At 70.7% G+C, this 26556-nt stretch carries 24 protein-coding genes; 16 read left to right on the top strand and 8 right to left on the bottom strand.

What is annotated here, in order from left to right; genetic code table 11:
* Positions 1-82 precede the first annotated feature (82 nt).
* Positions 83-1138 carry a ferredoxin reductase gene (locus ACFZP7_RS00795; RefSeq protein ID WP_385633519.1) on the top strand — a complete coding sequence of 352 codons (1056 nt, stop codon included), beginning with the start codon at positions 83-85 and terminating at the stop codon, positions 1136-1138.
* A gap of 7 nt (positions 1139-1145) precedes the next feature.
* Positions 1146-2264 carry a fatty acid desaturase family protein gene (locus tag ACFZP7_RS00800; protein WP_385633520.1) on the top strand — a complete coding sequence of 373 codons (1119 nt, stop codon included), beginning with the start codon at positions 1146-1148 and terminating at the stop codon, positions 2262-2264.
* A gap of 162 nt (positions 2265-2426) precedes the next feature.
* Here the strand turns inward: ACFZP7_RS00800 and ACFZP7_RS00805 are convergent, their stop codons facing one another.
* On the bottom strand, positions 2427-4112 hold the full coding sequence (locus tag ACFZP7_RS00805; protein WP_030971106.1) for a ribonuclease J: 1686 nt from the start codon (positions 4110-4112) through the stop codon (positions 2427-2429).
* 438 nt (positions 4113-4550) lie between these two features.
* On the opposite strand from ACFZP7_RS00805, the gene ACFZP7_RS00810 reads away from it, so the two are divergent.
* On the top strand, positions 4551-4706 hold the full coding sequence (locus tag ACFZP7_RS00810) for a DUF6131 family protein (protein ID WP_078855194.1): 156 nt from the start codon (positions 4551-4553) through the stop codon (positions 4704-4706).
* A 125-nt stretch (positions 4707-4831) separates the two neighbouring features.
* Here the strand turns inward: ACFZP7_RS00810 and ACFZP7_RS00815 are convergent, their stop codons facing one another.
* Positions 4832-5083 (bottom strand): hypothetical protein, encoded by a 252-nt coding sequence (locus tag ACFZP7_RS00815; RefSeq protein WP_385633521.1) that lies wholly within the window; start codon positions 5081-5083, stop codon positions 4832-4834.
* Between the two features lie 298 nt (positions 5084-5381).
* Between ACFZP7_RS00815 and ACFZP7_RS00820 the strand changes: the two genes are divergently transcribed.
* The 5 genes from ACFZP7_RS00820 to ACFZP7_RS00840 all read left to right on the top strand — a co-directional run bounded on the left by ACFZP7_RS00820 (position 5382) and on the right by ACFZP7_RS00840 (position 10265).
* Complete coding sequence (locus ACFZP7_RS00820; RefSeq protein ID WP_307949186.1) at positions 5382-6044, top strand: urease subunit gamma; 663 nt, start codon at positions 5382-5384, stop codon at positions 6042-6044.
* The gene (locus ACFZP7_RS00825; RefSeq protein ID WP_385633522.1) at positions 6028-7881 is read left to right on the top strand and encodes an urease subunit alpha; all 1854 of its coding nucleotides are present in this window, start codon (positions 6028-6030) and stop codon (positions 7879-7881) included. The genes ACFZP7_RS00820 and ACFZP7_RS00825 overlap by 17 nt, the downstream gene beginning before the upstream one ends.
* A 75-nt stretch (positions 7882-7956) precedes the next feature.
* Positions 7957-8631 carry an urease accessory protein UreF gene (locus tag ACFZP7_RS00830; RefSeq protein WP_385633523.1) on the top strand — a complete coding sequence of 225 codons (675 nt, stop codon included), beginning with the start codon at positions 7957-7959 and terminating at the stop codon, positions 8629-8631.
* Between the two features lie 30 nt (positions 8632-8661).
* Positions 8662-9360, top strand: a complete 699-nt coding sequence (gene ureG / locus ACFZP7_RS00835; protein ID WP_385633524.1) for an urease accessory protein UreG — start codon at positions 8662-8664, stop codon at positions 9358-9360.
* Between the two features lie 257 nt (positions 9361-9617).
* A complete protein-coding gene (locus ACFZP7_RS00840; RefSeq protein ID WP_385633525.1) occupies positions 9618-10265 on the top strand; it encodes an urease accessory protein UreD in 648 nt (215 codons plus the stop codon).
* A gap of 9 nt (positions 10266-10274) precedes the next feature.
* Here ACFZP7_RS00840 and sigJ read toward each other — a convergent pair whose 3' ends face one another.
* Positions 10275-11210, bottom strand: coding sequence for an RNA polymerase sigma factor SigJ (gene sigJ / locus ACFZP7_RS00845; protein ID WP_385633526.1), 936 nt, complete (start codon positions 11208-11210; stop codon positions 10275-10277).
* Positions 11211-11360: 150 nt separating this feature from the next.
* On the opposite strand from sigJ, the gene wrbA reads away from it, so the two are divergent.
* The 8 genes from wrbA to ACFZP7_RS00885 all read left to right on the top strand — a co-directional run bounded on the left by wrbA (position 11361) and on the right by ACFZP7_RS00885 (position 22026).
* Positions 11361-11969, top strand: coding sequence for an NAD(P)H:quinone oxidoreductase (gene wrbA, locus ACFZP7_RS00850; RefSeq protein ID WP_019328976.1), 609 nt, complete (start codon positions 11361-11363; stop codon positions 11967-11969).
* 51 nt (positions 11970-12020) lie between these two features.
* On the top strand, positions 12021-12464 hold the full coding sequence (locus ACFZP7_RS00855) for a nuclear transport factor 2 family protein (RefSeq protein ID WP_127440537.1): 444 nt from the start codon (positions 12021-12023) through the stop codon (positions 12462-12464).
* 337 nt (positions 12465-12801) lie between these two features.
* On the top strand, positions 12802-13464 hold the full coding sequence (locus ACFZP7_RS00860) for a DUF7019 family protein (RefSeq protein ID WP_210903887.1): 663 nt from the start codon (positions 12802-12804) through the stop codon (positions 13462-13464).
* A gap of 5 nt (positions 13465-13469) precedes the next feature.
* Positions 13470-17789, top strand: coding sequence for a protein kinase domain-containing protein (locus ACFZP7_RS00865; RefSeq protein ID WP_385633527.1), 4320 nt, complete (start codon positions 13470-13472; stop codon positions 17787-17789).
* On the top strand, positions 17786-18502 hold the full coding sequence (locus tag ACFZP7_RS00870; protein WP_385633528.1) for a hypothetical protein: 717 nt from the start codon (positions 17786-17788) through the stop codon (positions 18500-18502). The genes ACFZP7_RS00865 and ACFZP7_RS00870 overlap by 4 nt, the downstream gene beginning before the upstream one ends.
* A 212-nt stretch (positions 18503-18714) precedes the next feature.
* Positions 18715-19482 (top strand): class I SAM-dependent methyltransferase, encoded by a 768-nt coding sequence (locus tag ACFZP7_RS00875; protein ID WP_385633529.1) that lies wholly within the window; start codon positions 18715-18717, stop codon positions 19480-19482.
* A gap of 190 nt (positions 19483-19672) precedes the next feature.
* Positions 19673-21010 (top strand): hemolysin family protein, encoded by a 1338-nt coding sequence (locus ACFZP7_RS00880; RefSeq protein WP_127437705.1) that lies wholly within the window; start codon positions 19673-19675, stop codon positions 21008-21010.
* Entirely contained in the window at positions 21007-22026 is a 1020-nt protein-coding gene (locus tag ACFZP7_RS00885) for a hemolysin family protein (RefSeq protein WP_385633530.1), read from the top strand. The genes ACFZP7_RS00880 and ACFZP7_RS00885 overlap by 4 nt, the downstream gene beginning before the upstream one ends.
* Positions 22027-22115: 89 nt before the next feature.
* Here ACFZP7_RS00885 and ACFZP7_RS00890 read toward each other — a convergent pair whose 3' ends face one another.
* The 5 genes from ACFZP7_RS00890 to ACFZP7_RS00910 form a co-directional block, all read right to left on the bottom strand.
* A complete protein-coding gene (locus ACFZP7_RS00890) occupies positions 22116-22733 on the bottom strand; it encodes a DUF1707 domain-containing protein (protein WP_355101820.1) in 618 nt (205 codons plus the stop codon).
* A gap of 182 nt (positions 22734-22915) precedes the next feature.
* Positions 22916-23725: an alpha/beta hydrolase gene (locus ACFZP7_RS00895; RefSeq protein ID WP_355518696.1), complete on the bottom strand. Its 810-nt coding sequence runs from the start codon at positions 23723-23725 to the stop codon at positions 22916-22918.
* Positions 23715-24563 (bottom strand): tryptophan 2,3-dioxygenase, encoded by an 849-nt coding sequence (locus ACFZP7_RS00900; RefSeq protein WP_046248792.1) that lies wholly within the window; start codon positions 24561-24563, stop codon positions 23715-23717. Before ACFZP7_RS00900 ends, ACFZP7_RS00895 begins: the two co-directional genes overlap by 11 nt.
* A 25-nt stretch (positions 24564-24588) precedes the next feature.
* Complete coding sequence (locus tag ACFZP7_RS00905; protein WP_062139035.1) at positions 24589-25365, bottom strand: SDR family oxidoreductase; 777 nt, start codon at positions 25363-25365, stop codon at positions 24589-24591.
* 62 nt (positions 25366-25427) lie between these two features.
* Positions 25428-26555, bottom strand: a complete 1128-nt coding sequence (locus ACFZP7_RS00910) for a 2Fe-2S iron-sulfur cluster-binding protein (RefSeq protein ID WP_385633531.1) — start codon at positions 26553-26555, stop codon at positions 25428-25430.
* Position 26556: the final 1 nt, after the last annotated feature.

The raw sequence follows: 26556 nt of genomic DNA on the forward strand, positions 1-26556 counted from the left end.
TGTTCCCTGCGAACAATTCCACCCACCAGATTCACGTCCTGCGGTCAGGACTTTACGCCCTGAGGCGCAGCAAGCTGGAGCCATGACGAGTGCAGCCCTCCGCAGCAGGGCGTGGAAATTGCTGGAGATGGTCACAACGCCGCTGCTGCCGTCGGACTACCTCGACCTGGTCAGCCCACTGCGTGCGGGCGCCGACCTGCGTGGGCGCATCGAGGCCGTGCACCCCGAGACGGGTGACGCCGCGACCATCGTGATCAGGCCGGGGCGGGGCTGGCGCGGCCACACAGCCGGTCAGTACGTGCGGATCGGGGTCGATGTCGACGGGGTGCGCCTGTGGCGTGCCTATTCCATCACCTCGCCGACGAACCGCCAGGACGGCCGCGTCACGATCACCGTGAAGGCTGTCCCGGACGGCAAGGTCAGCAACCACCTGGTCCGCAGGGCGAAACCGGGCACGCTGATCGAGCTCGACCAGGCGACCGGTGACTTCGTGCTGCCGCAGGCCAAGCCCGCCAAGGTGCTCTACCTGACGGCCGGCAGCGGCATCACACCCGTGATGGGCATGCTGCGCGACAGCGAGTTCGACGACGTCGTCATGGTCCACTGCGCGCCACAGCCCCAAGACGTGATCTTCCGCAACGAACTGCACGACCTGGTCGCGGACGAGAAGCTGCGGCTCACCGAGGTGCACACCGCCAGGCACGGCATGCTCGACATCACCCGTCTCGACGAACTCGTGCCCGACTGGGCCGAGCGCGAGACCTGGGCCTGCGGGCCCGCGGGCCTGCTCGACGCCGCCGAAGAGCACTGGAGCACACACGGCCTCCAGGACCGTCTGCACACCGAGCGGTTCCGCCCCAGCATCGTCGTCGCCGGTGATGGCGGCGAGGTCACGTTCAGCGCCACCGGCAAGACCGTCGACGCGGACGGCGCCACGCCGTTGCTGGACGTCGGCGAAGAGGCGGGCGTGCTCATGCCCTCCGGGTGCCGCATGGGCATCTGCTTCGGCTGCGTCACGCCGCTCAAGGCGGGCGCTGTCCGCGACCTACGCACCGGCGAGATCACCGAGGCCGAGCCGGGCGTCCTCATCCAGACCTGTGTGTCCGCCGCCGCGGGCCCCTGCGACATCGAACGGTAGGAGCATCTTGACCGCTATCGACCCCACCGCCCACCTCACTGCGGAGCAGATCGAGGAGCTGGGCCGCGAGCTGGACGCAATCCGCGACGAGGTGATTGCCAGCCGAGGCGAGAAGGACGCCGCCTACATCCGTAAGATCATCGCCGCCCAGCGCAAGCTGGAGCTGGTCAGCAGGGGCGTGCTGCTGTTCTCGATGTTCCCGCCCGCGTGGCTGGTCGGCACCGCCGGTCTGTCCGTGGCGAAGATCATGGACAACATGGAGATCGGCCACAACATCCTGCACGGCCAGTGGGACTGGATGCGGGACCCGAAGATCCACTCCACCACGTGGGAGTGGGACCACGTCTCGCCGGCCGACCAGTGGAAGCACTCGCACAACGAGCTGCACCACACGTACACCAACGTGATCGGCAAGGACAACGACCTCGGCTACGGCATCATGCGCGTCGACGAGGACCAGAAGTGGCACCCGTTCCACCTGGGCCAGCCGCTGTGGAACTTCGTCAACGCCTGCTTCTTCGAGTACGGCATCGCAGCGTACGACCTGGAGCTCGGCAAGAACCTGAGCAAGCGCCGCCGCAAGGACCCGGAGTTCCGCGAGCGGGCCAAGGCCGTGGGCCGCAAGATCCGCAAGCAGGTGCTCAAGGACTACCTGATCCACCCGCTGCTGTCGGGCCCGTCGTTCCTCCCCACGCTCGCCGCCACGTTCACCGCGAACCTGGTCCGCAACATCTGGTCCCACTCGGTGATCATGTGCGGACACTTCCCGGAGGGCGTACAGGTCTTCGAGCGCCGGTCGATCAAGAACGAGACGCGCGGCCAGTGGTATCTGCGCCAGATGATGGGTTCGGCGAACATCAGCGGCAGCAAGGCCATGCACTTCATGACCGGCAACCTGTCGCACCAGATCGAGCACCACCTGTTCCCCGACCTGCCGAGCAACCGGTACGCCGAGGTCGCGGTGAAGGTGCGCGCCCTGTTCGAGAAGTACGAGCTGGAGTACGTCACAGGGCCACTGCCCAAGCAGGTGTTCTCCGCGTGGCGCAAGGTCTTCCGGCTCTCGCTGCCGAACAAGAAGCCCGAGGTCGGAACGCCGGACCGCGAGCAGGAGCTCGTCGCCGCCTGATCGTCACGAGCGCCTGGCTCACGGACCCGAGGTCAGGCGCCCTTGTCCGCAGGCTCCAGACCGACCGCCACACACTCCACGTGATGTGTCAGTGGCAACACGTCACAGGGTGTGTGGACGGGAGGGGAACCTGCGGCAGCTCAGCTGCTGCCCGGATGTTGCTCAGGCGTCGATGATGACGGGAATGATGAGGGGCTTGCGGCGATAGGTGCGGAACGCCCAGTTCGCCACGGCGCGGGCCACGAGCTGTTCGAGCTGGCGCGCGTCCCCGACGCCTTCCTCGGCAGCGGTGGCCAGCGTCTTCTCGATGACGGGGATGACCGGCTCGAAGGTCGCGTCGTCGTGGACGAAGCCCCGGGCCAGGAAGTCGGGGGCCTCGGCGAGGGCGCCGGTGTCCGCGTCGACGATCGCCACCACCGTGACCACGCCTTCGGCGGCGAGGGTGAGACGGTCCTTGAGGGACGCCTCGGTGGCACCGCCGACCTCCATGCCGTCCACGTAGACGTTGCCTGCGGGAACCTTGCCGGTGACGGACGCCCGCCCGTCGACCAGGTCGACGACGACGCCGTCCTCGGCGATGACCACCCGGTCGGGATCCACACCGGTGCGGATGGCGAGGTCACCGTTGGCCCGCAGGTGGCGCCATTCACCGTGCACGGGCATGACATTGCGGGGCTTGACAATGTTGTAGCAGTAGACGAGTTCGCCGGCGCTGGCGTGCCCGGAGACGTGCACCTTGGCGTTGCCCTTGTGGACCACGTGGGCACCCCACCGGGTGAGTCCGTTGATCACCCGGTAGATGGCGTTCTCGTTGCCGGGGATGAGGGAGCTGGCGAGCAGGACGGTGTCGTCCTTGCCGATGCGGATCATGTGGTCCCGGTTGGCCATCCGTGACAGCGCGGCCATCGGTTCGCCCTGGGAGCCGGTGCACACCAGAGCGATCTTGTGATCCGGGAGCTTCTCCAGCTCCTTCGTGCTCACGACCAGACCGGAGGGGACCTTCAGATAGCCCAGGTCCCGGGCGATGCCCATGTTGCGGACCATCGACCGGCCGACGAAGGCGACCTTGCGTCCGTGCTGGTGGGCGGCGTCCAGGACCTGCTGGATGCGGTGCACATGGCTGGCGAAACTGGAGACGATGACCCGGCGCGGCGCGGTGCGCATCACCTGCTCGATCGCCGGGTTCAACTCCCGCTCGGAGGTGGTGAAGCCGGGTACTTCGGCGTTGGTGGAGTCGGTGAGGAACAGGTCCACGCCCTCCTCGCCGAGGCGGGCGAAGGCACGTAGATCGGTGATGCGGTCGTCGAGAGGGAACTGGTCCATCTTGAAATCGCCGGTGTGCAGCACCATCCCGGCCCGGGTACGGATCGCGACCGCGAGGCTGTCGGGGATGGAGTGGTTGACCGCCACGAACTCGCAGTCGAAGGGCCCGAAGCCACGCCGGTCGCCCTCCCGCACCCGCACCGAGCGCGGCCGGATGCCATGCTCCTTGAGCTTGGCCTCCAGGAACGCCAGCGTCAGCTTGGAGCCGACGACCGGGATGTCCCTCCGCTCGCGCAGCAGGTACGGCACGCCGCCGATGTGGTCCTCATGACCGTGGGTGAGGACCACCGCCACGATGTCGTCCAGCCGGTCCCGGATCGAGGTGAAGTCCGGCAGGATCACGTCCACGCCGGGCTGGGTCTCCTCGGGGAACAGCACCCCGCAGTCGACGATCAGCAGCTTGCCGGCGTGCTCGAAGACGGTCATGTTGCGGCCGATCTCACCCAGGCCGCCCAGGGCGATGACCCGCAGCCCTCCTTCGGGAAGGGGAGGGGCGGCTTTCAGTTCGGGGTGTGGATGACTCATACCCTGACGGTACCCGGAGAGCGGGACAGGATGATCCATTAACTCCTCCCGACAGGGTCGGGGCACCACAATGGGTGTCCGGGGACGCTCCGATGACGCCGGCGGCCGGGCAGGGAGGGGTGGAGGCGGGCCCTTCGCGGCAGGAGATTCACTGGCCCGTCCTCATCCAGCAACAGCAGTGGACGCACCAGCCCACCCCCTCCCCCGCTCGTGACCGACTTCGCTTAGGACGAGAACCGTGCGCCGTCGGCGCCCGGGAGGTATCCGGCTGCATAGATGCCGCAGAGCCGGGCACGAGGACGTCGTCGCACAGTAACCGCGACAGGTAGACGCCCATCAGGGCAAGCCGGTCCTCGGACGCCTCTCCTGGACGCCCCCGTGCGTCGCAGTGGCGAGCGCAGAGACCGGCCGAAGAAGAAAACGAAGGTGGCAACCGACATGCTCATACTCGGCGTCATTCTGCTTCTCATCGGCATACTGGTCGGCATTCCGATCCTGACCACCATCGGCGGCATCCTCCTCGTCGTCGGCGCCGTCCTGTGGCTCCTCGGCGCCACTGGTCGAGCCGTCGGCGGACGAAAGCACTACTTCTGACCTGCTGACTCCATGCCTGCACATGGACGTGGGGCCCATCGCGCAACCCGTCGCGATGGGCCCCACGTGAGCGTTGCCCCGAAGATCATCCACGCTGCGGCTTCCCTATGGACCCTCGCTGCTCGTCAAGAGGCGCTGGGGGCTCTTGGCGTCCCCTGAACATGTAGGGCATGCTCCACGGCCTCCAACCGCCGTCGCTGCCGACGCATGGACAGAGGATTGATCAGCAACAGCCGGGCCACCGCGTTCGCGAGCCACAGCAGCGCCGCAGCGCCCAGGAGCCACCACACCCAGCGACGGCTCTGCACGCTCAGCACGCGGCGCTGTCGCGTCGCGATGTCGACCGCGGCCGGCTGCTCGGCGGGATCTTCCGGCACCTTTCCACGCTGGATCCGGCGACCGACCCGCTCATGCCCATCCTCCCACTACGACGGATGCAAGGGGAGGTGTCGCTGCTGGGGGCCGTTGCCCGTCTACCCCGCACGCGGTCGTTGCGCCCCGTACGCGCCCAGTGCCCCCGTTTCACTCCATCAGGGCTGACCTGCCCGTTTCACTGGTCCTGGGCTCTCCCTTCTCTCAGGATCGGTCCGCGGCAGGTACCACGAGCGGCATTCACTTTCCGCTTCGTGGTGCTCACCGCACGGGTGCAGCGACACACAGGAGAGGGGGACCAGCGTGCATCTGACACCGCACGAGCAGGAGCGTCTGTTGATCCACGTGGCGGCCGATGTCGCCCGACGGCGGCGTGAGCGCGGTCTGCTGTTGAACTATCCCGAGGTCATGGCGCTGCTGACGGCGCATGTCTTCGAGGAGGCGCGGGCCGGGGCGACGGTCGACGCGGTGATGGAGTCCGGGCGCCATGTGCTTCGGCGCAGCGAGGTCATGGACGGCGTGCCGGAGATGGTCGACAACGTCCAGGTCGAGGCGACGTTCCCGGACGGAACGAAGCTGGTGACCATCAGTGATCCGTTCGACGAGGCGTCCACGAAGGTGGACGTCCATCCCGGCAAGCTCGAGCTGCTGCCGGACGAGGACGAGTACCGAGTGGCCTTCAACGACGACGTGACACCCGTGCCGCTGGTGGTGCGCAACCCGAAGGACCGCCCGATCCAGGTGGGGTCCCACTTCCACTTCGCCGACGCGAACAAGGGACTCAAGTTCCGCCGCGAGACGGCTCACGGGATGCGGCTGCACATCCCGTCCGGCACCTCGGAACGGTTCGAACCCGGCGACAAGCGCACCGTGATGCTGGTGCCGATCGCCGGCGAGCGGATCGTCCACGGGCTCCAGGCCGACAAGAGCGAAGAGGAGAAGCACCTCGATGCCGAACAGGGCTGAGAAGGACAAGGTCAAGAAGGACAAGCCCTGGGACCCGCTGCTGCGTTCCCGCTACGCCGACCTGTACGGGCCGACCGCCGGCGATCGGGTCCGGCTCGCCGACACCAATCTCGTCCTGCGCATCGACGCGGACTGGTGCGGTGGTCCGGGGCGCAGCGGGGACGAGATGGTCTTCGGCGGCGGCAAGGTGATCCGCGAGTCGATGGGCCAGTCGCACATCCCCCGTGATGACCCCCGCGAACCGGTCGACACCGTCATCACCGGAGCGCTGATCCTTGACCACTGGGGCGTGGTCAAGGCCGACGTCGGGTTGCGCGACGGCCGTATTCACGCCATCGGCAAGGCGTACAACCCGGAGACCATGACGCCGCGCCCCAACGACGACCCTCGCGCCTCGGACTTCATCGTGGGTCCCGAGACCGAGGTGATCTCCGGCAAGGGACGCATCCTGACCGCGGGCGGCGTCGACACCCACGTGCACTTCCTGTGCCCGGAGCAGATCCACGAGGCGGTCGCGTCGGGCGTGACGACGCTGATCGGTGGCGGCACCGGTCCGGCCGAGGGCAGTACGGCCACCACCGTGACGCCCGGCAAGTGGCACCTTCAGCGGACCTTCGAGGCGCTGGACGCCTTCCCGGTGAACATCGGCCTGCTCGCCAAGGGCAGCACCGTCTCGACCAAGGCGCTGCACGACCAGGTCACGGCAGGCGCCCTCGGCTTCAAGATCCACGAGGACTGGGGTGCCACTCCGGCGGTGATCGACGCCGCGCTGAGCGTGTGCGAGGAGACCGGTGTGCAGGTCGCACTGCACGCCGACTCGCTGAACGAGGCCGGGTTCGTGCAGAGCACTTTCGCCGCGACCAGGGAGGACCGCGGCGCCAAGAAGGCGAAGTATCGCAGTCTGCACATCTTCCACATCGAGGGCGCCGGCGGTGGCCACGCCCCCGACATGATCAGTCTCGCCGGCAAACCCAACGTGCTGCCCGCGTCGACGAACCCGACCCGGCCCTTCACGGTCAACACCGTCAGGGAGCACGTCGACATGATGATCGTGTGCCATCACCTCAACCCGGAGGTCGACGCGGACATGGCGTTCGCCGACTCCCGGATCCGGCCCTCCACCATGGCCGCCGAGGACCTGCTGCACGATATGGGCGCCATCTCGATGATGTCGTCCGACGCCCAGGCCATGGGCCGCATCGGCGAGATGATCATGCGGACCTGGCAGACCGCGCACGTCATGAAGGCCCGCTACGGCCACCTGCGTGAGGACGACGCCCACGCGGACAACTTCCGCGCCCGGCGTTTCGTCGCCAAGTACACGATCAACCCGGCCATCACCCACGGCATCGACCACGAGGTCGGCTCCGTCGAGACCGGCAAACTCGCCGACCTGGTGCTGTGGGAGCCGAAGTTCTTCGGCGTCAAGCCGCACATGGTCATCAAGGGCGGCCAGATCTCCTACGCCCAGATCGGCGACGCCAACGCCTCGATCCCCACCCCGCAGCCCTACCTCCCCCGACCCGTCTGGGGCTTCAAGGGCCGAGCCCCGGCGGCGAACTCCTTCAACTTCGTGGCCGAGGCCGCCCTGGACGGCGAACTCGCCGAGATCGGGCTGCTCAAGCCCATGCGCGCGATCCGCTCCACCCGGGAGGTCACCAAGGCCGACATGATCCACAACAACGGCGTTCCGAAGATCGACATCGACCCCGACACCTTCGACGTCACCATCGGCGGCGCCACCACCTCCGACGTCCGCACCACGGTCGACGGACAGGAGGTCGGACGCAATTACGCCACCGAGCTGCCCCTGGCCCAGCGGTACTTCCTCTTCTGATCGCCACGGCCGGCTTCGGTCACGACCGTACGGCCGGCCCCGTCACCTCCCCGTGAAAGGCGGTTCCGCCACCCCATGAGCCGCACTGCCCTGCTCGTCCTGGCCGACGGCCGCTTCCCCGCCGGCGGACATGCCCATTCCGGCGGCGTGGAGCCCGCCGTCTCCTCCGGTCGGGTCCACGACAGCGCGAGCCTGGAGGCGTTCTGCCGGGGGCGGCTGCACACCGCGGGCCTGGTCGCAGCCGGCCTCGCCGCGGCCGCCGCCAACGGCTACGACGCCCTGGCCCTGGACGAGGCCGCCGACGCCCGCACCCCTGTCCCGGCGCTGCGCCGCATCGCACGCCGCCTGGGCCGGCAACTGATGCGCGCGGCCCGGGCCACCTGGCCCAGCGCCGACCTCGACCACCTCGCCCTTCACCGGCCGCAGGGCGCCCACCAGCCGGTCGTGCTCGGCGTCACCGCCCGCGCCGCCGGACTCACTCCACTGGACGCCGCCCAGGCCGCCGGATACGAGAGCGTGGGCGGTCCGGCGACCGCCGCGGTGCGCCTGCTGAGCCTCGACCCGTTCGAGGCCACCGCCGTCCTGGCGCGGCTCGCCGACGAACTCGACACCGTCGCCGACACCGCGGCCGACGCGGCGGGGCGGGTGGCGGCGGAGGGGATCGCCGCCCTGCCCGCCGCGTCCGCTCCCTTGCTGGACATCACCGGTGAGCAGCACGCCGCCTGGACCGTCCGGCTCTTCGCCTCCTGACCCGCCCTGACCGTTGCCTGGAGCATCCCTGTGCATCTCGACCACCCCGTGACCATGCCGCATCGCCACACCCACAGCGCCGAACCGCTGCTCGCCGACGGCAGCCGCCGTGCCCTGCGCATCGGCTTCGGCGGACCCGTCGGCTCGGGCAAGACCGCGACCGTGGCCGCACTGTGCCGCACCCTGCGTGACCGGCTCTCCATCGCCGTGGTCACCAACGACATCTACACCCAGGAGGACGCCGCCTTCCTGCGCCGCGAGGCCGTCCTGCCGCCCGAGCGGATCACCGCCGTGGAGACCGGAGCCTGCCCGCACACCGCCATCCGGGACGACATCTCCGCCAACCTCGAAGCCGTCGAGGAACTCGAGCAGACCCTGAGCCCGCTCGACCTGATCCTCATCGAGTCCGGTGGGGACAACCTCACCGCGACCTTCTCCCGCGGACTCGTCGACACCCAGGTCTTCGTCATCGACGTGGCCAGCGGCGACGACATCCCCCGCAAGGGCGGTCCCGGCATCACCACCGCCGACCTCCTCGTGGTCAACAAGACCGACCTGGCCCCCTACGTCGGCGTCGACCTGGACACCATGAGGTCCGACACCCGTAAGCAGCGCAAGGACCTGCCCTACGCCTTCACCAGCCTCACCTCGCCCGACGGCGTCCAGCCGGTCGCCGACTGGGTCACCGACTGCCTTGCCGCCTGGCACGCCGCAGGACCCTCCCGGTGAACGTCACCACCGCGCGGACTCCGGCCGTGATTCCGCCACCGACCGGAGAACCCCTCCGAGCGGAGGGTGGAACACACGGCCGGCGCTCCGCCGAACCCGCCCCGACGCACCCGTCCGGAGTCACCGCCACCGCACGCATCCGGGCCGCTCACAACGGCCGCGCCACGACGGTCCCCCTCCTCCACAGCGACGGCCCCTTCCACCTGCGCCGGCTACGGGCCCGGGGCGCTCAGGCACGTGTCTGCGTGCTCGGCGCGATGAGCGCACCGCTCGGCGGAGACCGGCTGGCCCTCGAGATCAGCGCCGAGACATGCGCCCGGCTGGAAGTGACCAACGCGGCCGCCACCATCGCCCTGCGCGGCCCCACCACCGCCCTAGCCACCTACGACGTACGGATCAGGGTGGACGAGGACGCGTCCCTGCACTGGCTGCCCGAGCCCCTGATCAGTACCCGGGGCAGCATCCTCCACCAGACGTTCACCGTGGACCTCGCCCCCACCTCCCGTCTGCTCATGCGGGAGGAGCAGCTCCTGGGCCGCTCAGGCGAGGCGCCGGGTCATCTCACCACCCGGCTGACCGTACTGCGCGGCGGACGACCGCTCCTCGACCAGCACTCCGCCTACGGCCACCCGGCACCGGCATGGGACGGCCCCGCCGTCCTCGGGGGCCACCGGGCGACCGGACAACTCCTCCTGGTCGATCCAGGACTGGACGCGCCGCGGGAGCCGCACGTCATCGGCGACGGCTCGGCAGAGGGACACGCCGTACTGACCCCTCTCGCCGACCCCCAGGCCCTCATCGCCACCGCCGTCGCCCCGACGCCGGCCCAGTTGCGCCACCTCCTGGACACCGCCCTCGCCCACGTCTACGAGACGCCGCGGCCGGAAGCCGAAGGCGAGCAGTAGATCTCACCTTCAGGCCGACTTCCACGGCCTGAGCTTCTCGGGATTGAGCACGGCCCAGATCCGCCGGATCCGCCCGTTCGCGATGTCGAAGGCGTACACCGACACAACGGCGCCGTCCACGTGGGCCACCAGGCCGGGCTGGCCGTTGACCGTGCGCTCCCGGACCGTCAGCCGGCCCGGGAGCGTCCGGTCGGCGAAGAAGCGGGCGATGGACTCCGCGCCCTCGACCGGGTGGAGCAAGGCGGTGACGAGTCCGCCGCCGTCACCGACGGCGACGGCACCGGGGTCGAGCAGGCCGATGAGGGCGGGGATGTCCTTCGCCTCCCACGCCTGCCTGAACGCCCTCACCACATCCGCCCGCTGGTCCGCCGGTGACAGGGGAGCCCGTGAGGCGTCGACGCGGCGTCGGGCGGAGGACGCCAGCTGTCGGCAGGCAGCCGGGGTGCGGCCGACGATGTCGGCCACCTCGGAGAACGGGTAGCGGAAGACGTCGTGCAGCACGAACGCCACGCGCTCCGCCGGGGTCATCGCCTCCAGGACGACGAGGAAGGCCATGCTGACCGATTCGTCGAGCGTGACCCGATCGGCCGGGTCGGCCGTGCTGTCGTCGCTCGCGCCGGTGGGCCACTCGGTGCGCGCGGGCAGCGGCTCGGGCACCCATTCCCCCACGTAGCGCTCCCGCCTGGCCCGTGCCGAGCGCAGCACGTCGAGGCAGATGCGGCCGGTGACCTTGGTCAGCCAGCCACCTGGGGACGCCACGGCCTCCCGCTGCCGCGGGGGCATCGCGTACCAGCGGGCGTACGTCTCCTGAACGGTGTCCTCGGCCTCGGCCAGGGAGCCCAGCATGCGGTAGGCAAGATTGATCAGCCGGCGGCGCTCGGCCTCGAGCGCGTTCGTCGTCGAATCCGGTCGGCTGTCCTGCGGCGCGGTCGAACGGTGCGTCATGGTCCAAGGCTCCTCGGTCGCTTCTTCCTTCATCGTCATGACGCGGCAGCGCCCCGAAACGTGAGGTCGCCGCCCCGCCTCACATTTCGCCGGGCCGTCTCGTCGTACCCGGCAAAGGAACGTGACGGAAGCAGACGGAGGCAGAACGGCATGGAGCCCGTGAACGTCGCAGTCATCTACTACAGCACCAGCGGCAACGTGCACGCCCTGGCACGAGCCGTCGTCGAGGGCGCGCGGAAGGCCGGGGCGCACGTCCGGCTCCGCAAGGTGGCCGAGACCGCCCCGGCCGAGGTGGTCGACGCCCATCCGGCCTGGGCCCGGCATCACCGGGACACCGCCGAGGTCGCCGAGGCAGGACACGGCGACCTGGAGTGGGCCGACGCGGTGCTCTTCGGTACCCCGACCCGATTCGGCAACCCCGCGGCGCAGTTGAGGCAGTTCATCGACACGACCGGGCCCCTGTGGTTCGCGGGCAAGCTCGCGGACAAGGTGTACTCGTCCTTCACCGCTTCCAACACCGCCCACGGCGGGCAGGAATCGACCCTTCTGGCGCTCGGCAACACCTTCTACCACTGGGGCGGCGTCATCGTGCCGCCCGGTTACACCGACCCGGTCCAGTTCACGTCGGGCAATCCCTACGGCACCTCGGCCGTGGTCGGCGACGCGGAGCCCGGCGAGGTGAGCCTGGCGGCCGCTCGCCACCAGGCTCGCCGGGTCGTCGAGGTCACCGCCGCGCTCAAGGCCGGACGCGCCGCCTGAGTCCGCCCTCCCTCCTCCCCTCCAGCACGACACCACCGAAGGAGTACTCGAATGACCACCACCCACGAGTCGGAGCTCCGGGCCCTCTTCGCGAGCCGCGCCGACGCCCAGCAGACCAAGGACATCGACCGACTCATGTCCTTCTACGCCGCCGACGCCGTCTACTACGACGTCGTCCCCCCGCTGAGGTTCACCGGCACCGACGAGATCCGCCGCAACTTCGTGCGGTGGTTCGACGGATACGTCGGCCCCATCAGCCTGGAGACGCACGACCTCACCCTCGTGGCCGGCGAAGACACCGCCTTCGCGCACATGCTCCACCGTGACTCGGGAGAGCGGAAGGGCGGCCTCCAGACCTCGATATGGGTACGGGAGAGCGTCTGCCTCCGGCGGACGCACGGAGCGTGGTCGATCACGCACGAGCATGTCTCGATCCCCATCGACCCGGCGACCATGACGGTCTGGCTCCCGACCGACAAGGACCAGCTCGCCTGACCCCGTTCGCGACGAACGTGACGTCGTCCGAGAGCCGGTGCGAAGTGCTGGTCGCAACCAGGCGTCGATGGTTGCGACCAGCACCGTCGCTCCGTGGCGGACGGCGAGTTCGACGCACCGGGTGGCCACGGCCCGGTGGTGCTGGAGCCGATTGATCCCGCACTCGACCATGCGCTGCTGCTTGTGATCGGTCTTGTCGGACTTCGGTGCACTGCAACCGCCTGGGTGATCTGCAGCGCTGTCGACGCTTCGGTCAACTCCCTTCGACCGCGCATTCCATGGCTCACGACGGCCGTGATCGATAGGCTGGGAGGGTCGAGGCTCGGGAGGATCGGCAGTGTCGTTGAGCTACTACGTGTACATCTCCGACAGCAAGGTCGACATGCTGCTGCCGCAGATCGACCCCGGGTTCGGGGCCAAGCGACAGACGGAGGTGGGCGTGAACCTCTCCGTGCTGTCGGCGAAGCGCACCACCGACGGCCCGCCGAACGACCGGATCACGCGTCTCGAGGCAGTCGTCCGGTACCTCCGCGACCACGGTGACCTCGGCACGGTGGACGCACCGGGCCAGTACTTCTGGGGTTCGCTGCGGATGCGATGGGGCTCGTTCCGCGACGACCCCGCGTCCTCCCTGGTGTTCTTCGGCGGGCGCACCGAGGACACCGTCGTCGCCCTGGGCGGCTCGAACCGGCACGTGTTCGACCACGTGCCGGACGCAGAGGCCCACGGCGTGGGGCGGTCGATGATGTCCTCCATGCTCGACGGCCTCGGGATCACCTCCGATCTGGAGGACGAGTACGTCGCCGACGCGGTGGACGGCGACCTCGACCGCGTCGATCGCGCGGCGCTGGGCCGTGTTGAGCAGGCCGTCGCGCGCTTGCGCTGGCCGGCGCAGAACGTCGAGTTCGTGGCGAAGCGGCTGCTGCACGGCGAAAGCCCGGACGGTACCGGCACGTCGGTACTGCTCGGAACACCTCTGTACGCCGCCGTGGTGGACTGACGCGGATGGCCACCTGGCGCCGCGGTGACGTCATCCTGGATCTGTACGAGGTCCTGGATGTGGTGCGCTCCGGCGGCCTCGGACTGGTGCACCGGGTCCACCACCGTGGCTGGGACATCGACCTGGCCGTGAAGACCCCGCGCCCGGCCGTCGTCCGCTCGCCGGACGGGATCGGGGACTTCGAGCGTGAGGCGGAGGTGTGGGTGGGCCTGGGCCTGCATCCGCACATCGCCAACTGCGTCTACGTGCGCACCCTGGAGGACGTGCCGAGGGTGTTCGCCGAGTGGGCCGACGGCGGCAGCCTCGCGGAAGGCGTCCGCAACCGGACCCTGTACGGCGACGCTCCCCTCGCGACGCTGCTGGACGTCGCGATCCAGTCGGCCTGGGGCCTGGACCACGCGCACGAGAACGACGTCGTGCATCAGGACGTCAAGCCCGCCAACGTGATGCTGACCCGGGACGGCACGGTCAAGGTCACCGACTTCGGTCTGGCGCGGGCCCGCGCGGCCGGGGACGCGGAGCCGTTCGTCAGCCGGGGCGGTCTGGACCCCGCCTACTGCTCGCCCGAGCAGGCACGGTCGCCGTCCGGGCTCACCTCGGCCACGGACGTGTGGTCCTGGGCGGTCACCGTGTTCGAGATGCTCCTGGGCAGGCCGCCGGTGCGGGACGGGACCACCGCGGGTGCCGCCTTCGAGGAATACGCCCGGTCCCGGACGCCGGGCGCGATCGAGCGGGTGCCGGACGAGGTGGTGGACGTACTGCGGGAGTGCTTCGCGGAGGATCCCGCCGCACGCCCCTCCCGGCTCGGCCCGCTCGCCGAGCGGCTGGTCGCGGTGCACCGGCGCGAGGTCGGCCCCTATCCCCGCCGGGCCCCGTCCGCGGCCACCCTGCTCGCCGACAGCCTGTCCAACCACGCGCTGTCGATGCTGGACCTCGGCCGCCACGACAGCGCCGAGGAGCTGTGGACCCGCGCCCTGCGGGCGGATCCCCACCACCCGCACGCCCGCTACAACCGCGGACTGCATCGCTGGCGAACGGGTGTGATCACCGACGCCGACCTGGTGGACGAGCTGGAATCCGTGCGGTTCGGCGACCCCGAGAACGGCACGTACCTGCTCGCGCTGGTGCACCGCGAGCGGGGCGACGCGCGTGCCGCGGCCGAACTGCTGCGGGACGCGTCCGCACGGATGCCCGACGACCCGCAGATCACCGCCGCCCTCGCCTCGGTGCGGGACGCGCCCGCCCCGGCCCAGTCCGTGCTGCCCGGGGAACACGACGACTGGATCAGTGCCCTCGCCCTGACGCCGGACGGCGCGACCGGCGTCTCGGCGGACGGTTCCGGCGGGTTGCGGATCTGGGACCTGGCCGCGGGCGAGTGCCGCCAGGAACTGCACCTGGAGAACTACAGAGCCTCGGCTCTCGCGGTCCGCGACGACGGACGCCTCCTGGTCGTCGGCGGGGGCACCCGGCGCGCGCTGGTGCTCGACCTCGAGGCCACCACCGGGTTCGAACTCCCCGGCCACCCCAGCTGGGTACTCGCGGTCGCGCTGACAGGGGACCAGCGGCACGCGGTCACCAGCGGGTACGACGGAGAGATCGTCACCTGGGACCTGGAGACCGGCGAACCGGTGGAGGTCCGGCAGTTCGAGAGCAAGGCCGATCACCTGGGCGCTCGGGGCACCCTGTGCTGCGTCGTCGACCACACACGCCGGACCAGCTCGGTGTACGACGTCCGCACGGGCGCCCTGGTCCACCGGTTCGACCACACCTGTCTGAGCGTGCGCTTCACCGACGACGGCCGTCTCGTCGCGGTCACCGGCGGGAGCGCCCACGTCCGACTGGCCGACCTCCGGTCCGGTGACGCCTCACGGGTACTGAAGACCGAGTACGGCCGTACAGCCCTCAACTCGGACGGCACGGTCGGCTTCTCCAGCGGCGGACGCGCCGAGCCGTCACGGGTGTGGGACCTCACGACGGGCCGCTGCCGCCTCTCCCTGGACGCGACACCCGACACCAAGAAGGTCGCGCTGAGCGCGACCGGCCGCCTCGCGCTCACCGCCGAGGGCAAGACCGTGCGGGTATGGCATCTGCCGCCTGCCGGACCACCGGCCCCCTGGAGCTACGTCCGCCCGCACCAGGCCGCGGAGGTCAGCGCCGCTGCCGCCCGAGCGGCCGAACTGCTGGACCAGGCGGTCACGCACGGCGCGGCGGGACGCCTGGAGGAGGCGGCCGAACTGATCCGCGCCGCCCGGGCACTGCCCGGTCACCGGCGCCACACCGAGCCGGTACGCCTGTGGCGTCGACTCGGTGCCCTCGGCCGCCGCGGCACACTCGTCGACGCCTGGTCCGCGGGCCGGATCACCCCCCAGGACGACCGGTCCTGGGCCCTGGAACTCAGCGGGCGCAGCCCCACCGCCCTCGCCCGGTCGGGAAACTCCGAAGCCTGGGTCTTCGACGTGGAGACCGGGCAGCTGCTGCACACGCTCAGTCTGCACACCGGCCACCTCAGTGCCCTGGCGATGACCGCCGACGGCCGGCTCGCGGTGTCCGGGGGCGAGGACGGCCGGGTCGTCGCCTGGCAGCCCCGCGAGCGGCGCATCGTCCAGCTCTTCACCAACCCCCGCGACCACGTGTACTACGTCGCGGTCAGCGAGGACGGCCACGTGGCCCTCTCCGGGACCGCCGACGGCGTCGTCTCCGCCTGGGACATCCCCAGCGGCCGGTCCCTCGGACGCTGGGAGGCCCACTCCGGAGCCGTGCTCGACGTGGCCGTCAGCGCCGACCACCGGTACGGACTCTCCCGTGGCCAGGACGTCACCGTGAAGATCTGGGACCTGCACACAGGCGAACCGCGGTGGGTGCTGGGCGGGCACACGGCGTGGATCGGTGCCGCACGGTTGAGCGAGGACGGCCGCTACGTCGTCACCGGCGGCGCCGACGCGACCGTACGCGTCTGGCGGACCGCCGACGGACAGTGCGAGGCGGTGCTCACCGGACACACCGACGCCGTGGTCGACGTCCTGCCCGACGCAGACGGCCGGCGCCTGCTGTCCTGCTCCGCCGACGGCACCGTGCGGCTGTGGGACGTGGCCGCCGCCCGCTGCGTCCATGTGCTCACCGGGCACACCGCCGCGGTGCACAGCCTCGCCGTCACACCGGACTTCCTCCTCGCGGCGTCCGGCGGCGAGGACCGCCGGGCACGCCTGTGGGACCTGACGGCCGGCCGCGAACTGCGGGCCTTCACCGGCTTCTCGACCGCGGTCACCGATGTCGAGCTGGCCCCCGACGGCGCCCTGCTCCTGGCCGGTGACGAACGCGGCCGCCTGCTGACCTGGGCTCTGGACTGGGAGTACGACTTCGGCGCGGCGACCGGGGTGCTGCGGACGGAGTCCGAGCCCGTGATCGAGGAACTGCGGGCCGAGGTCGCCGTCGAACTGCCGTCCCGCGACGACAGCCGCCCGGCGCTCGTCGAGGCGATGGCCCGCATCGGCGAGCGGCAGCGGCACGCTGTCATCCGCACCCTGGAACTCGCCGCCGAACTCGACAAGGTCCCCTCGCGCGACGACACGGGCTACCGCCTCTACATGCACTCCGTGGCCGAGGACCTGGCGAGCCGGGAGCCCGACACGACGCCGGGCACGGCTGAGGCGCTCACGCTGCTGCTGAGACCGGAGGCGGAACTCAACCGGTCCGAGACCTTCTGGGCCGGCCACTTCGCCGCCGTGCTCCAGGACGACCTCGTCACGCTCGCCGAGGCCGCCCCCGTCCTGCACAGCGAGGGCGACCCGGTCGCGGCCGAGCGGACCTGGCAGCTCGTGGTCGATGTGCGCTCCCACCTGTGGGACGCCGGGCACGTCGAGACCCAGCGCGCGATGCTCGGCTGGGCCGCGGTACTGATCGACCTGCGCCGGCAGACGGAAGCCCTGGCCCTGATCCGGGCGGTGACCGCGGAACGCGAACGGGTCCTGGGACCGGACCACCCCGCCACCCTGGAAGCGATCACGGCACTTGCCTCCCTGCTCACCGACAAGGGCGAACTGGACGAGGCCGAGCGGCTGTACGCCGTGCTGGTGCCCCAGCTCGTGAGGCGCCGCGGCCCCGACGACCTGCGGACCCTGGAGGCCCGGGTGGGGCTGGCCCGTGTGCACCTTCGGCTCGGACGGCACGGTGACGCGGCGCAGACCCTGCGCGAAGTGCTGGCGAAACGGCGGCTGCGTCTGGGCGAGCACCACGCGGACACCCTCGCCGTCCAGGCCGAACTGGACCGTCTGCCCGACCCGGTACCGCCCGGGCCGAGACGGAGGGGATGGAGGAGACGACGATGACCGCGGACCGGTCCAGCATCGGCGCCCTGATCACCGGCAAGGCGTTCACGGCGCAGGTCGGGGCGTACTTCCCCGTGAGCATGGCCTTGCGCGGTGATGTGTTCGAGGCCATTTTCATGATGCGGGAGGGCGACCTCGGGCATCGCACCAGCGGGCCCTACTCACCGGAACGGCCCCCGTCCGACGCGATGGGCTGGGCCCAACTGCGGACGGGGACGGCCATGGCGGGCTACTTCCCCTCCTTCCGGATCGAGGCCGGCGGAATCTGGCCGCGCATCCATGTCACCCTGCCGGGCACCTCCGTCCGCGGTCTGATCGTGATGCCGGAAGAGGTGACGGCGGAGGCGGTGAACGCGCCCTACCTCGGCGCGTGGCAGGACCAGAGCTCCTTCGACGTGCGGCTCGGGCTGGACTACCTCGCCGACTGGCTGGGCTCCTGTCACCACGAGGCGGGCGGCACGGCACCGTCGATCGATCTCGACCTGGTCTACCGGCCGTACGACTACGAGGCGAGCCTCGCCAAAGTCGACCAGCGGATGCGCGAACTCGTCCCTCCGGTGCGCCCGGTCCTCGAACTGCGTTGGCGCTCGGCGACCCCGGCCCAGCGCAGGGCCTTCGTGAAGCACCTGAAGGGCGCCCGGAAGAGCGGCTCCCGGTCCGACCGGCGCTGGAACTACCGTCTCGGCGGCATCGAGGTGGAAGTGCCGCGCTGACACGGCGGTACGCCCTCCCGCCCTTCGCCGCCCGCACCCCACGTCACACCGACGTCGGTCCGGTGCAGGTGAAGGTGCCCTGCGACCACGACGGCTCCTTCGAGCCGACCATCGTCAAGGAGCGGCCGTCAACGACGAGACGTCCCTGCTTCACTTCGGCGGCCCAGGCTCCCTCTGAAGCACCGCAGGGCGCTCGTGTCAGGATGCTGGGCATGTCTGGTCGCGCGCTGAGTTTCGGAGTGGTGGCGGAAGCCTACGAACGGTTCCGGCCGGAGTATCCCGTGGAGCTGTTCGACAGAGTGATGGCCTACGCGGGCCATCCGGTTCGGACCGCCCTCGAGATCGGCGCCGGAACGGGCAAGGCGACCCGCCTGTTCGCTCGACGAGGGGTCATGGTCACCGCGACCGACCCTGACGGAGCCATGCTCGCCGAACTGCGCAAGCACGTGCCGAGGGGCGTCAGAACGGTGCGAGCCGCGTTCGAGGACCTGCGACCGGGTGAACGGTACGGACTGGTCTATGCCGCAGCAGCGCTGCATTGGACGAACCCGAGGGGCCGGTGGTCACGCGTGGCCGCGCTGCTGGAGCCGGGTGGCGTGTTCGCCTCCTGCGGCGGGCCATGTCAACTGGCTGACCCGACTGTGGAGGAAGCTGTCCGCGCGGCGCGAGCACCCTTCTTGGAGAGTGACGAGATCCCGTCGCCTGACGGGACGCCTCCGGATCAGGAGATGCAGTGGCCGGGTACGGAGCTGCGACAGTCCGAGTGGTTCACCGACGTCCAGCAGTCCGTGATCGAACGGCGTGTGACGATGAGCGCTCGCGACTACGTGGGTCATCTCTCCACCGTCTCGGCCTATCTCGTCCTGCCGACCGCGGAGCGAACGCAGGTGTTCAGCCGGATCATGCAGGTACTGCCGGACCGAGTCGAGATGGCAGCCGACATCACCGTCCACCTCGCGCGTCGGGGCCACGACGATTGATCACGACACCTACCAGGTCAGCAGGTCGCTGACGGTCGGGAACCTGTTTTCGGTCACAATCGTTTTCCTGTCCGCACGCCTAGACGAGGAGTCAACGCTTGTCCGCCCGATCGACGGACCCTTCGGGGCACAGTCCCCGACCATCCCGCCCAAAATCTTCTGAGCACGGCGAGCGGCGGGGCGGTGTCGGATGAGTGCCGTGGAAGCCTGGCTGGGTGTGCTGGCGGTGTTCGTGCTGACCGCGGGCACCGGCTACTTCGTCGCCCAGGAGTTCGCGTACGTCTCCGCCGACCGGCTCGCCCTCGCCCGCGAGGCCGACGCCGGGGACCGGAAGGCGGCCCGGGCGCTGAAGGTGCTGGAGCGGTTGTCGTTCATGCTCTCCGGTGCGCAGCTGGGCATCACCGTGACGGGTCTGGTCGTCGGTTTCATCGCCGAGCCGTCCGTCTCCGCGCTGCTCCGGCCGGTCCTGTCCGGTCTCGGCGTTCCCGACGGCGCGGTCACCGGTATCTCCGTGGTGCTCGCGTTCGTTCTGGCCACCGTCGTGCAGATGGTGCTGGGTGAGCTGGCGCCGAAGAACCTCGCCATCGCCGTCCCGGAACGGCTGGCGAAGGCGCTGGCAAGCTCCACGCTGGCGTACCTGAAGGTCGTCGGCCCGGTGGTCCGTGTCTTCGACGGCGCCGCGAACAAGCTGCTGCGCAAGGTCGGTATCGAGCCGGTCGAGGAACTGCACCACGGCGCCACCCTGGAAGAACTGGGCCATCTGATCGGCGAGTCCCACGAGCAGGGGCAACTGCCGCGCGGCACCGCCGAGCTGATCGACCACGCCCTGGAGTTCTCCGAGCGGACGCTGCACGAGGTGATGGTGCCGCGCGTGGACGCCGTCTACGTCCGCAAGGACGCCACCGCGGCCGAGGCCATCGGCCTCATCGGCGAGCACGGCCACTCCAACTACCCGGTGCTCGGTGACCACCCGGACGACGTCGGGGGTGTGCTGGGCGTACGGGAGCTGATGGGGCTGCCCGCCGGCCGACTCACCTCCGTCACGGCGGGTGCGGTGGCCCGTGAGCCGCTGCTGCTGCCGGACACTCTGCCGCTGCCGGACGCCGTGGAGCGGATGCGTGAGCGGAACGACGAGTTCGCCGTCGTGCTCGACGAGCACGGGGGCGTGGCGGGCGTCGTCACCTACGAGGATGTCGCCGAGGAACTCGTGGGTGACATCGCCGACGAGTCGGACACCGTCACCGAGGTCGCGGTCGCGGACGACGGCGGCTGGCTGGTGGACGCCGGGCGCCGTCTGGACGAGGTCGCCGAGATCACCGGCATCGAGCTGCCCGCGGACGAGGACTACGACACCGTGGCCGGCCTGATCGTCGACCGGCTCGGCCGCTTCCCGGCCATCGGCGACCACCTCTCGGTCACTCTGCCCGACGGCGGAGACGTGACGATCGACGTACGCACCCTCGACCGGCACGTACCGGAGCGGGTCCGGATCGAGCGGACGACCGAGCAGACGCAGGAGCAGGTATGAGTTTCCCGATGGCGCTCTTCGTCACCGTCTTGCTGCTCATCGGCAGCGGGTTCTTCGTCGCGGCCGAGTTCGCGCTGGTCGCCGCCAAACGGCACCGTATGGAGAAGGCCGTCGCCGACGGGCAGCGCGGCGCCAAAGCGGCACTGGCCGGCATGCGTGAGCTGTCGCTGATGCTGGCCGGCGCCCAGCTCGGCATCACCGTGTGCACCCTGGGCCTCGGTTCGGTGTCCAAGCCCGCGATCTCCCACGAACTCGACCCGCTGCTGCACAAGCTGGGCCTGCCCACCGCGCTCAGCTACGGCGTGGCCTTCGCCGTGGCGATGATCGTGGTCGTCTTCCTGCACATGGTGCTCGGTGAGATGGCGCCCAAGTCCTGGGCCATCGCCCACCCCGAGCGCTCCGCGATGCTCCTCTCCCCGCCCTTCAGGGGGATCGTGAAGGCGGTACGTCCGCTCATCCGGGTCCTCAACACGTTCAGCAACGCCCTCGTCCGGCTGTGCCGGGTGACTCCGCGCGACGAGCTGGCGTCCGTCCACAACCGCGAGCAGCTCACCCATCTGGTGGAGGAATCCGAACGCCTCGGTCTGATCAGCGAGACCGACTCCGACCTGCTGACCCGCTCACTGACGGAACCGGAGACCCCGGTGCGCGAGCTGCGGATCCCGGCCGCCGACATCACCGCGGTCGACGCGGACGCCGACGCGGAACGGATCCTGAGCCTCGCCGCAGCCAGTGACCGTACCCGGCTGCTGGTCCGTGCGGGCGCAGACGTGCTCGGCTCGGTGCATGCCCGTGACGTCCTGGTCGCCCGTGCCCAGGGCCGACCCACCACGGCCCGCGCCCTGGCACGTCCCGTGCCCGAACTGGCCGAGGAGACCACGGTGGCCGACGCGATCGAACTGCTGCGCCGACGCCGGGCCACCCTCGCCCTGGTCCGCGACCGCACCGGCGCTCTCACCGGCATGGTGAGCCTGGACGACCTCCTGGCCCGCTACCTCCAGCCCCAGACGGCATGACCACCCACCCGCCGCATCCGGGCGTGGAGTCCTGGCGGAACGCCCCCCACCGTCGGACGAGCGGATCCGTCATCGCCCAGTCGAGGTGATCAGCCTTGCGCGGGGTTGCTGCGCAGCTTGCGTCGTTCCCGTTGATCGGGGTGGCGAATGACCACTCCTCCGGACCCACCGGACCCGGTGAGCCGGATCAGCGGTGTACCCGGGAGACGGTCGGAAGTGGTTTCGTCCTTCAGGCCGCCGACGCCGGGATCCATGCCGCTGGTGTCCGCGGCCCAACCGTCGGGAAGGACGATCGTGACACCGGACGTCTCCCCGAACGCCTCCACCGCCACCTCCTTGAGGCGGCACTCGACGCGGGTGAAGTCGATCTTCACGCCCCCCACGCCTCCATGGGCGATCACACGCCTGGGAACCTCCCAGCGTCCGGGACCGCGGGACGCGCCGAACATGCCGCCCCTGAGCACCAGCGGCGACCGGTCCTCCGTGGCCTGCGGCTTCGGCAAGTCAGCGGTCAGTACGGCCAACTCGGCGTGAGTCCTGGACTTCAGCGCCTGCTCCAGGCGCGCATCGAGCTCATCGAGATCGATGCGTCCCTCGGCCGCCGCATCACGCAACTGCTCCACCACGACTTCGCGGTCGTCGTGAGAGGCGCGGAGCTCGCCGGACGGAGCAGGACGCGGAGAAGGCTCAGGAGACTGGGCGGTCATGGCCGAAAGGATATGCGGCCGACGGGGTGAAGGGACTGGGACCGTCTCATTCCATCGCTATTCCCTCTCTGCGACGACTAGTCGACGGGACGGGGTGAGCGAAGCATCGGCCCTGCCCTGTGCGGATACCTGCCCCCCGGCGGCCGTCACCGCCGCCGCCCACCCCGCCCCCTCCGCCCCTCTCAGGCCGCGAAGACGGCCGTCATCTCCCGCAGGGTGTCGGTGACCGCGCGGGCGCCGGGGGCTCCAGGTTCGATGAGGGTGTAGTGGCCGGTACCGGGCAGGACGACCGTTCTGAGGTCCCGGTGCACGGCCGCGTAGTCGCTGAACTGGGTGAGCGGGACCTCCTCGTCGGCGGCGCCGTGCAGCAGCACGGTCGGCACGCCGGTGGTGCCGGCGCCGCGCAGCAGGGTGAGGGGGTCCACCTGTCGGCAGCGTTCGTCGAAGTGCTCCTCGCCACCGAGGAGTTGCAGCGCGGCGTCGTCGCTGAGGCCGTCGCGTCGGGTTGCGGTGAGGTCGGTGAGCGGGGCGAGGGCGAGCACGCTCGTCGGCAGTGTGTGCGTGTGCCAGCGGGAGCCCGGTGGCAGCAGTCCCCGGGCTGCGCACCACAGCGCCAGGTGACCGCCGGAGCAGTGCCCCGCCAGAACGTAGGGTCGTCCTTCGGGCAGGGTGTCCACGACGCGGGAGACGTCGTCGAAGGTCTCCGGGTAGCCACCCGCGCCCCCGGAGCGGCGGAAGCCGGGAAGCAGCACGTCGAAGCCCTGCTCGGACAGGTACGCCGCGAACGGGGTCAGGTGCATCCGGTCGTAGCGCCAGTAGCCGCCGTGCAGCAGGATCACCAGCGGGGCGTCGGTGTCGCCGGACGGCCAGGCGTCGTAGGTCTGGTGGGGATGGTCGCCGTAGCGGCCGTGCACCGGTGCCAGCACCGGCTTCAGGCTCAGGACCCGCCGCTCCTCCTCGGCCGCGAAGGCGGAGATCGTCCTAGACGTCACCGCGCACCTCCCACAGTTCGGGGAAGACCGGGCGGGCGGCACGCCGCTCCAGCCAGGCGAGCCCGGCGGAACCGGCGCTGCCCGGTCGGGCGCCCATGGCGCGGCGGACCACCAGGGCGTGGTCGAAGCGCCAGCGGGTGACGAGTTCGGCGATGTCGGTGAGCAGTTCGCCGAGCGCCAGGTGGGGGTGGTGCGGCGGTCCGGTGTAGACGTGCCGCCACACCTCCACGACCCCGGGGTCGCCGGTGTACGGACGCGTCACGTCGCGCTCCCGGACGTGGCGCGGGACGGGCAGGCCCTGCCGGTGGAGGTACGCCAGCACCTCGTCGTAGAGGGACGGTTCGCGGTAGGTCTCGGCGAGCGCCTCGTGGACGGCTCGGTCGCCCCGGTGGGCGCGCAGCAGGCCGGCGGACTTGTCGCCGAGGAGGAACTCCATGTGCCGGTACATCGCGGACTGGAAGCCCGACGCCTGGCCGAAGGCGGCCCGGAAGCCGTTGAACTGGGCGGGGGTCAGTGCGGCGATGGGCGCCCAGGCGCCGCCCAGGGCGGTCAGGGCCCGGCGGCTGCGCGTCAGCGCGTCCGTGGCCGCGTGCAGGTCGTCCTTGGCGAAGGCCACCCGTGCCGTGCGCCACTCGTGCACGATCAGGGTGAACCACAGTTCCATCACCTGGGTGGTCACGAGGAAGCCCATCTCGTCGGGGGCCTCGGTGAGCGGCTGCTGCAGGGAGTTGAGTACGGAGGCGCGCACATAGGTGTCGTACGGGCTGGCGCCCGTGAAGGGCCGGGTGAGGGCGGCGTCCGTCACCGGCTCGTCGAGGGCGGTCGTGCTGTCGTTCATCGCTTCTCCTGGGGGTGCGTACGGGTCACACGCCGAGGTGGGCGCCGCCGGAGGCGTCGATCCACTGGCCGGTCACCCAGCGGGCGTCGTCGCTCGCGACGAACGAGACGATGTCGGCGATGTCGACGGGGTCGCCGAGCCTGCCGAAGGTGGATGCCTCGGAGTATCTACGGCGGATCTCCGGGACGGCGAGTGTGGGGTTGATCTCCGTCTCGGTGTATCCGGGGGCGACGGCGTTGACCGTGATGCCCCGGGGGCCCAGCTCTTGGGCGAGGGAGAGGGTGAGGTAGTCGAGGGCCGCCTTGGTCATGGTGTACGCGACGATCGCCGGGAAGGCGACGCGGGTCGCGACGGAGGAGATGTTGACGATCCTGCCGCCGTCGCGCAGGCGGTCCAGGCCGCGCTGGACGATGAAGAACGGTGCCTTGGTGTTGACGGCGAAGACACGGTCGTAGTCGGCCTCGGTGACGTCGGCGATGCGCCGGGGGACGGTGATGCCCGCGTTGTTGACGAGGATGTCCAGGCCCGTGGGCGCGTCCTGCTCCGCGAGCGCGCGGTCGAAGGCGGCCCAGAGGGCGTCGGCGTCGCCGGGGACTCCGAGTTCGGCGTGCACCGGGAAGGCGCGGCCGCCGTCGGCCTCGATCTCCTTGACCGTCCGCTCGGCGGCCGTCAGGTCGTGTCCGTAGTGGACCGCCACCAGGGCGCCCTCGCGGGCGAGGCGGCGGCTGATGGCTCTGCCGATGCCGCGGCTGCCTCCGGTGACCAGGGCGGTCTTTCCGTCGTGGCGGGCGGCGGTGGTCATGGTGGGGCTCCTTCGGTGAGGGGGTGGGGCGGCCGACCGGCCGGGGGTGGGCAGGGATCGGGTCAGGCGTCGAAGTCGAGGGTCACCTCGGGGGTGCGGGGCCGGGCCCGGCAGGCGAGGGTGTATCCGGCGGCGCGGTCGCGCTCGTCCAGGGCGTACTGGCGGTCCGCCTTCACCTGTCCGGAGACGACCTTGGCGCGGCAACTGCCGCACAGGCCCTCGCGGCAGGCGTACGGCACGTCGGGGTGGGCGCGCAGCAGCGCGTCGAGGAGGGCCGTGTCGTGGGGCAGCACGGCGGCGACGCGGCGGCGTCCGTCGAGCAGGGCGGTGACTCGGGCCCTTCCCGCGTCGGCCGGCGGCGCCGGCTCCGGTGCTCGCGGGGCCCGTGGTGCCGTGGTGAACAGTTCCTGGCGGACGAGTGCCGGATCGGCTCCCCCGTCCGTGAGGACCCGCCGTGCGGTGGCGACGAGACCGGGCGGTCCGCACAGGGCGAAGGTGGTGTCCGGGCCGGGGCGGGCGTCCACGGCCGTCAGCAGACGGCGCAGCCCGGCCTCGTCGAGCCGCCGCGTGAGCGGGCCGCCACCACTCCCCCGGTCCTCGTGGGTCAGCACGTGCAGGACGGTGAAGCGGTCGACGAACTCGTCCTTCAGTTCGGCCAGTTCGTCGGCGAGCAGCGCGTCGGCGGAGGTGGGGACCGAGTGGACGAGGCTGACGCGGCAGGCCGCGTCGTGGCGCAGCGCGTGGGCGGCCATGGGGGCCAAGGGGGTGATGCCGGAGCCGCCCGCGATCAGGACGTGGTGGGCGCCGGACAGCTCCGGCAGGGCGAAGGTCCCGGTGGGCGGCGAGAGTTCGAGGTGATCGCCGGGTGCGAGGACGGTGGCCGCGTGGGCGCCGAAACCGTCGGGTCGGCCCCGCTTGATCACCAGGCGCAGTGTCTCGGGGGCGTACGGGGGCGGGCAGATCGAGTAGCTGCGGCGCAGTCCGGGGCCGGCTTCGCGGTGCCGGACGGTGACGTGCTGTCCGGGGCGGTGGGTGAAGACGGCGCGCAGGGCGTCGGGCACGTCGAGGGTGACGGCCACGGTGTCGGCGGTCAGGTGACGGACCTCGGTGACGCGGAGCCGGTGCCGGCGGGCGGGGTGGGCGAGGCCGGCCGGCGGAGCGGGCGAGGTAGTGACGGTGGCGGTGTTCACG

Origin of the sequence: Streptomyces sp. SudanB5_2050, assembly GCF_964272335.1 — a bacterium.
Classification (GTDB): domain Bacteria; phylum Actinomycetota; class Actinomycetes; order Streptomycetales; family Streptomycetaceae; genus Streptomyces; species Streptomyces rochei.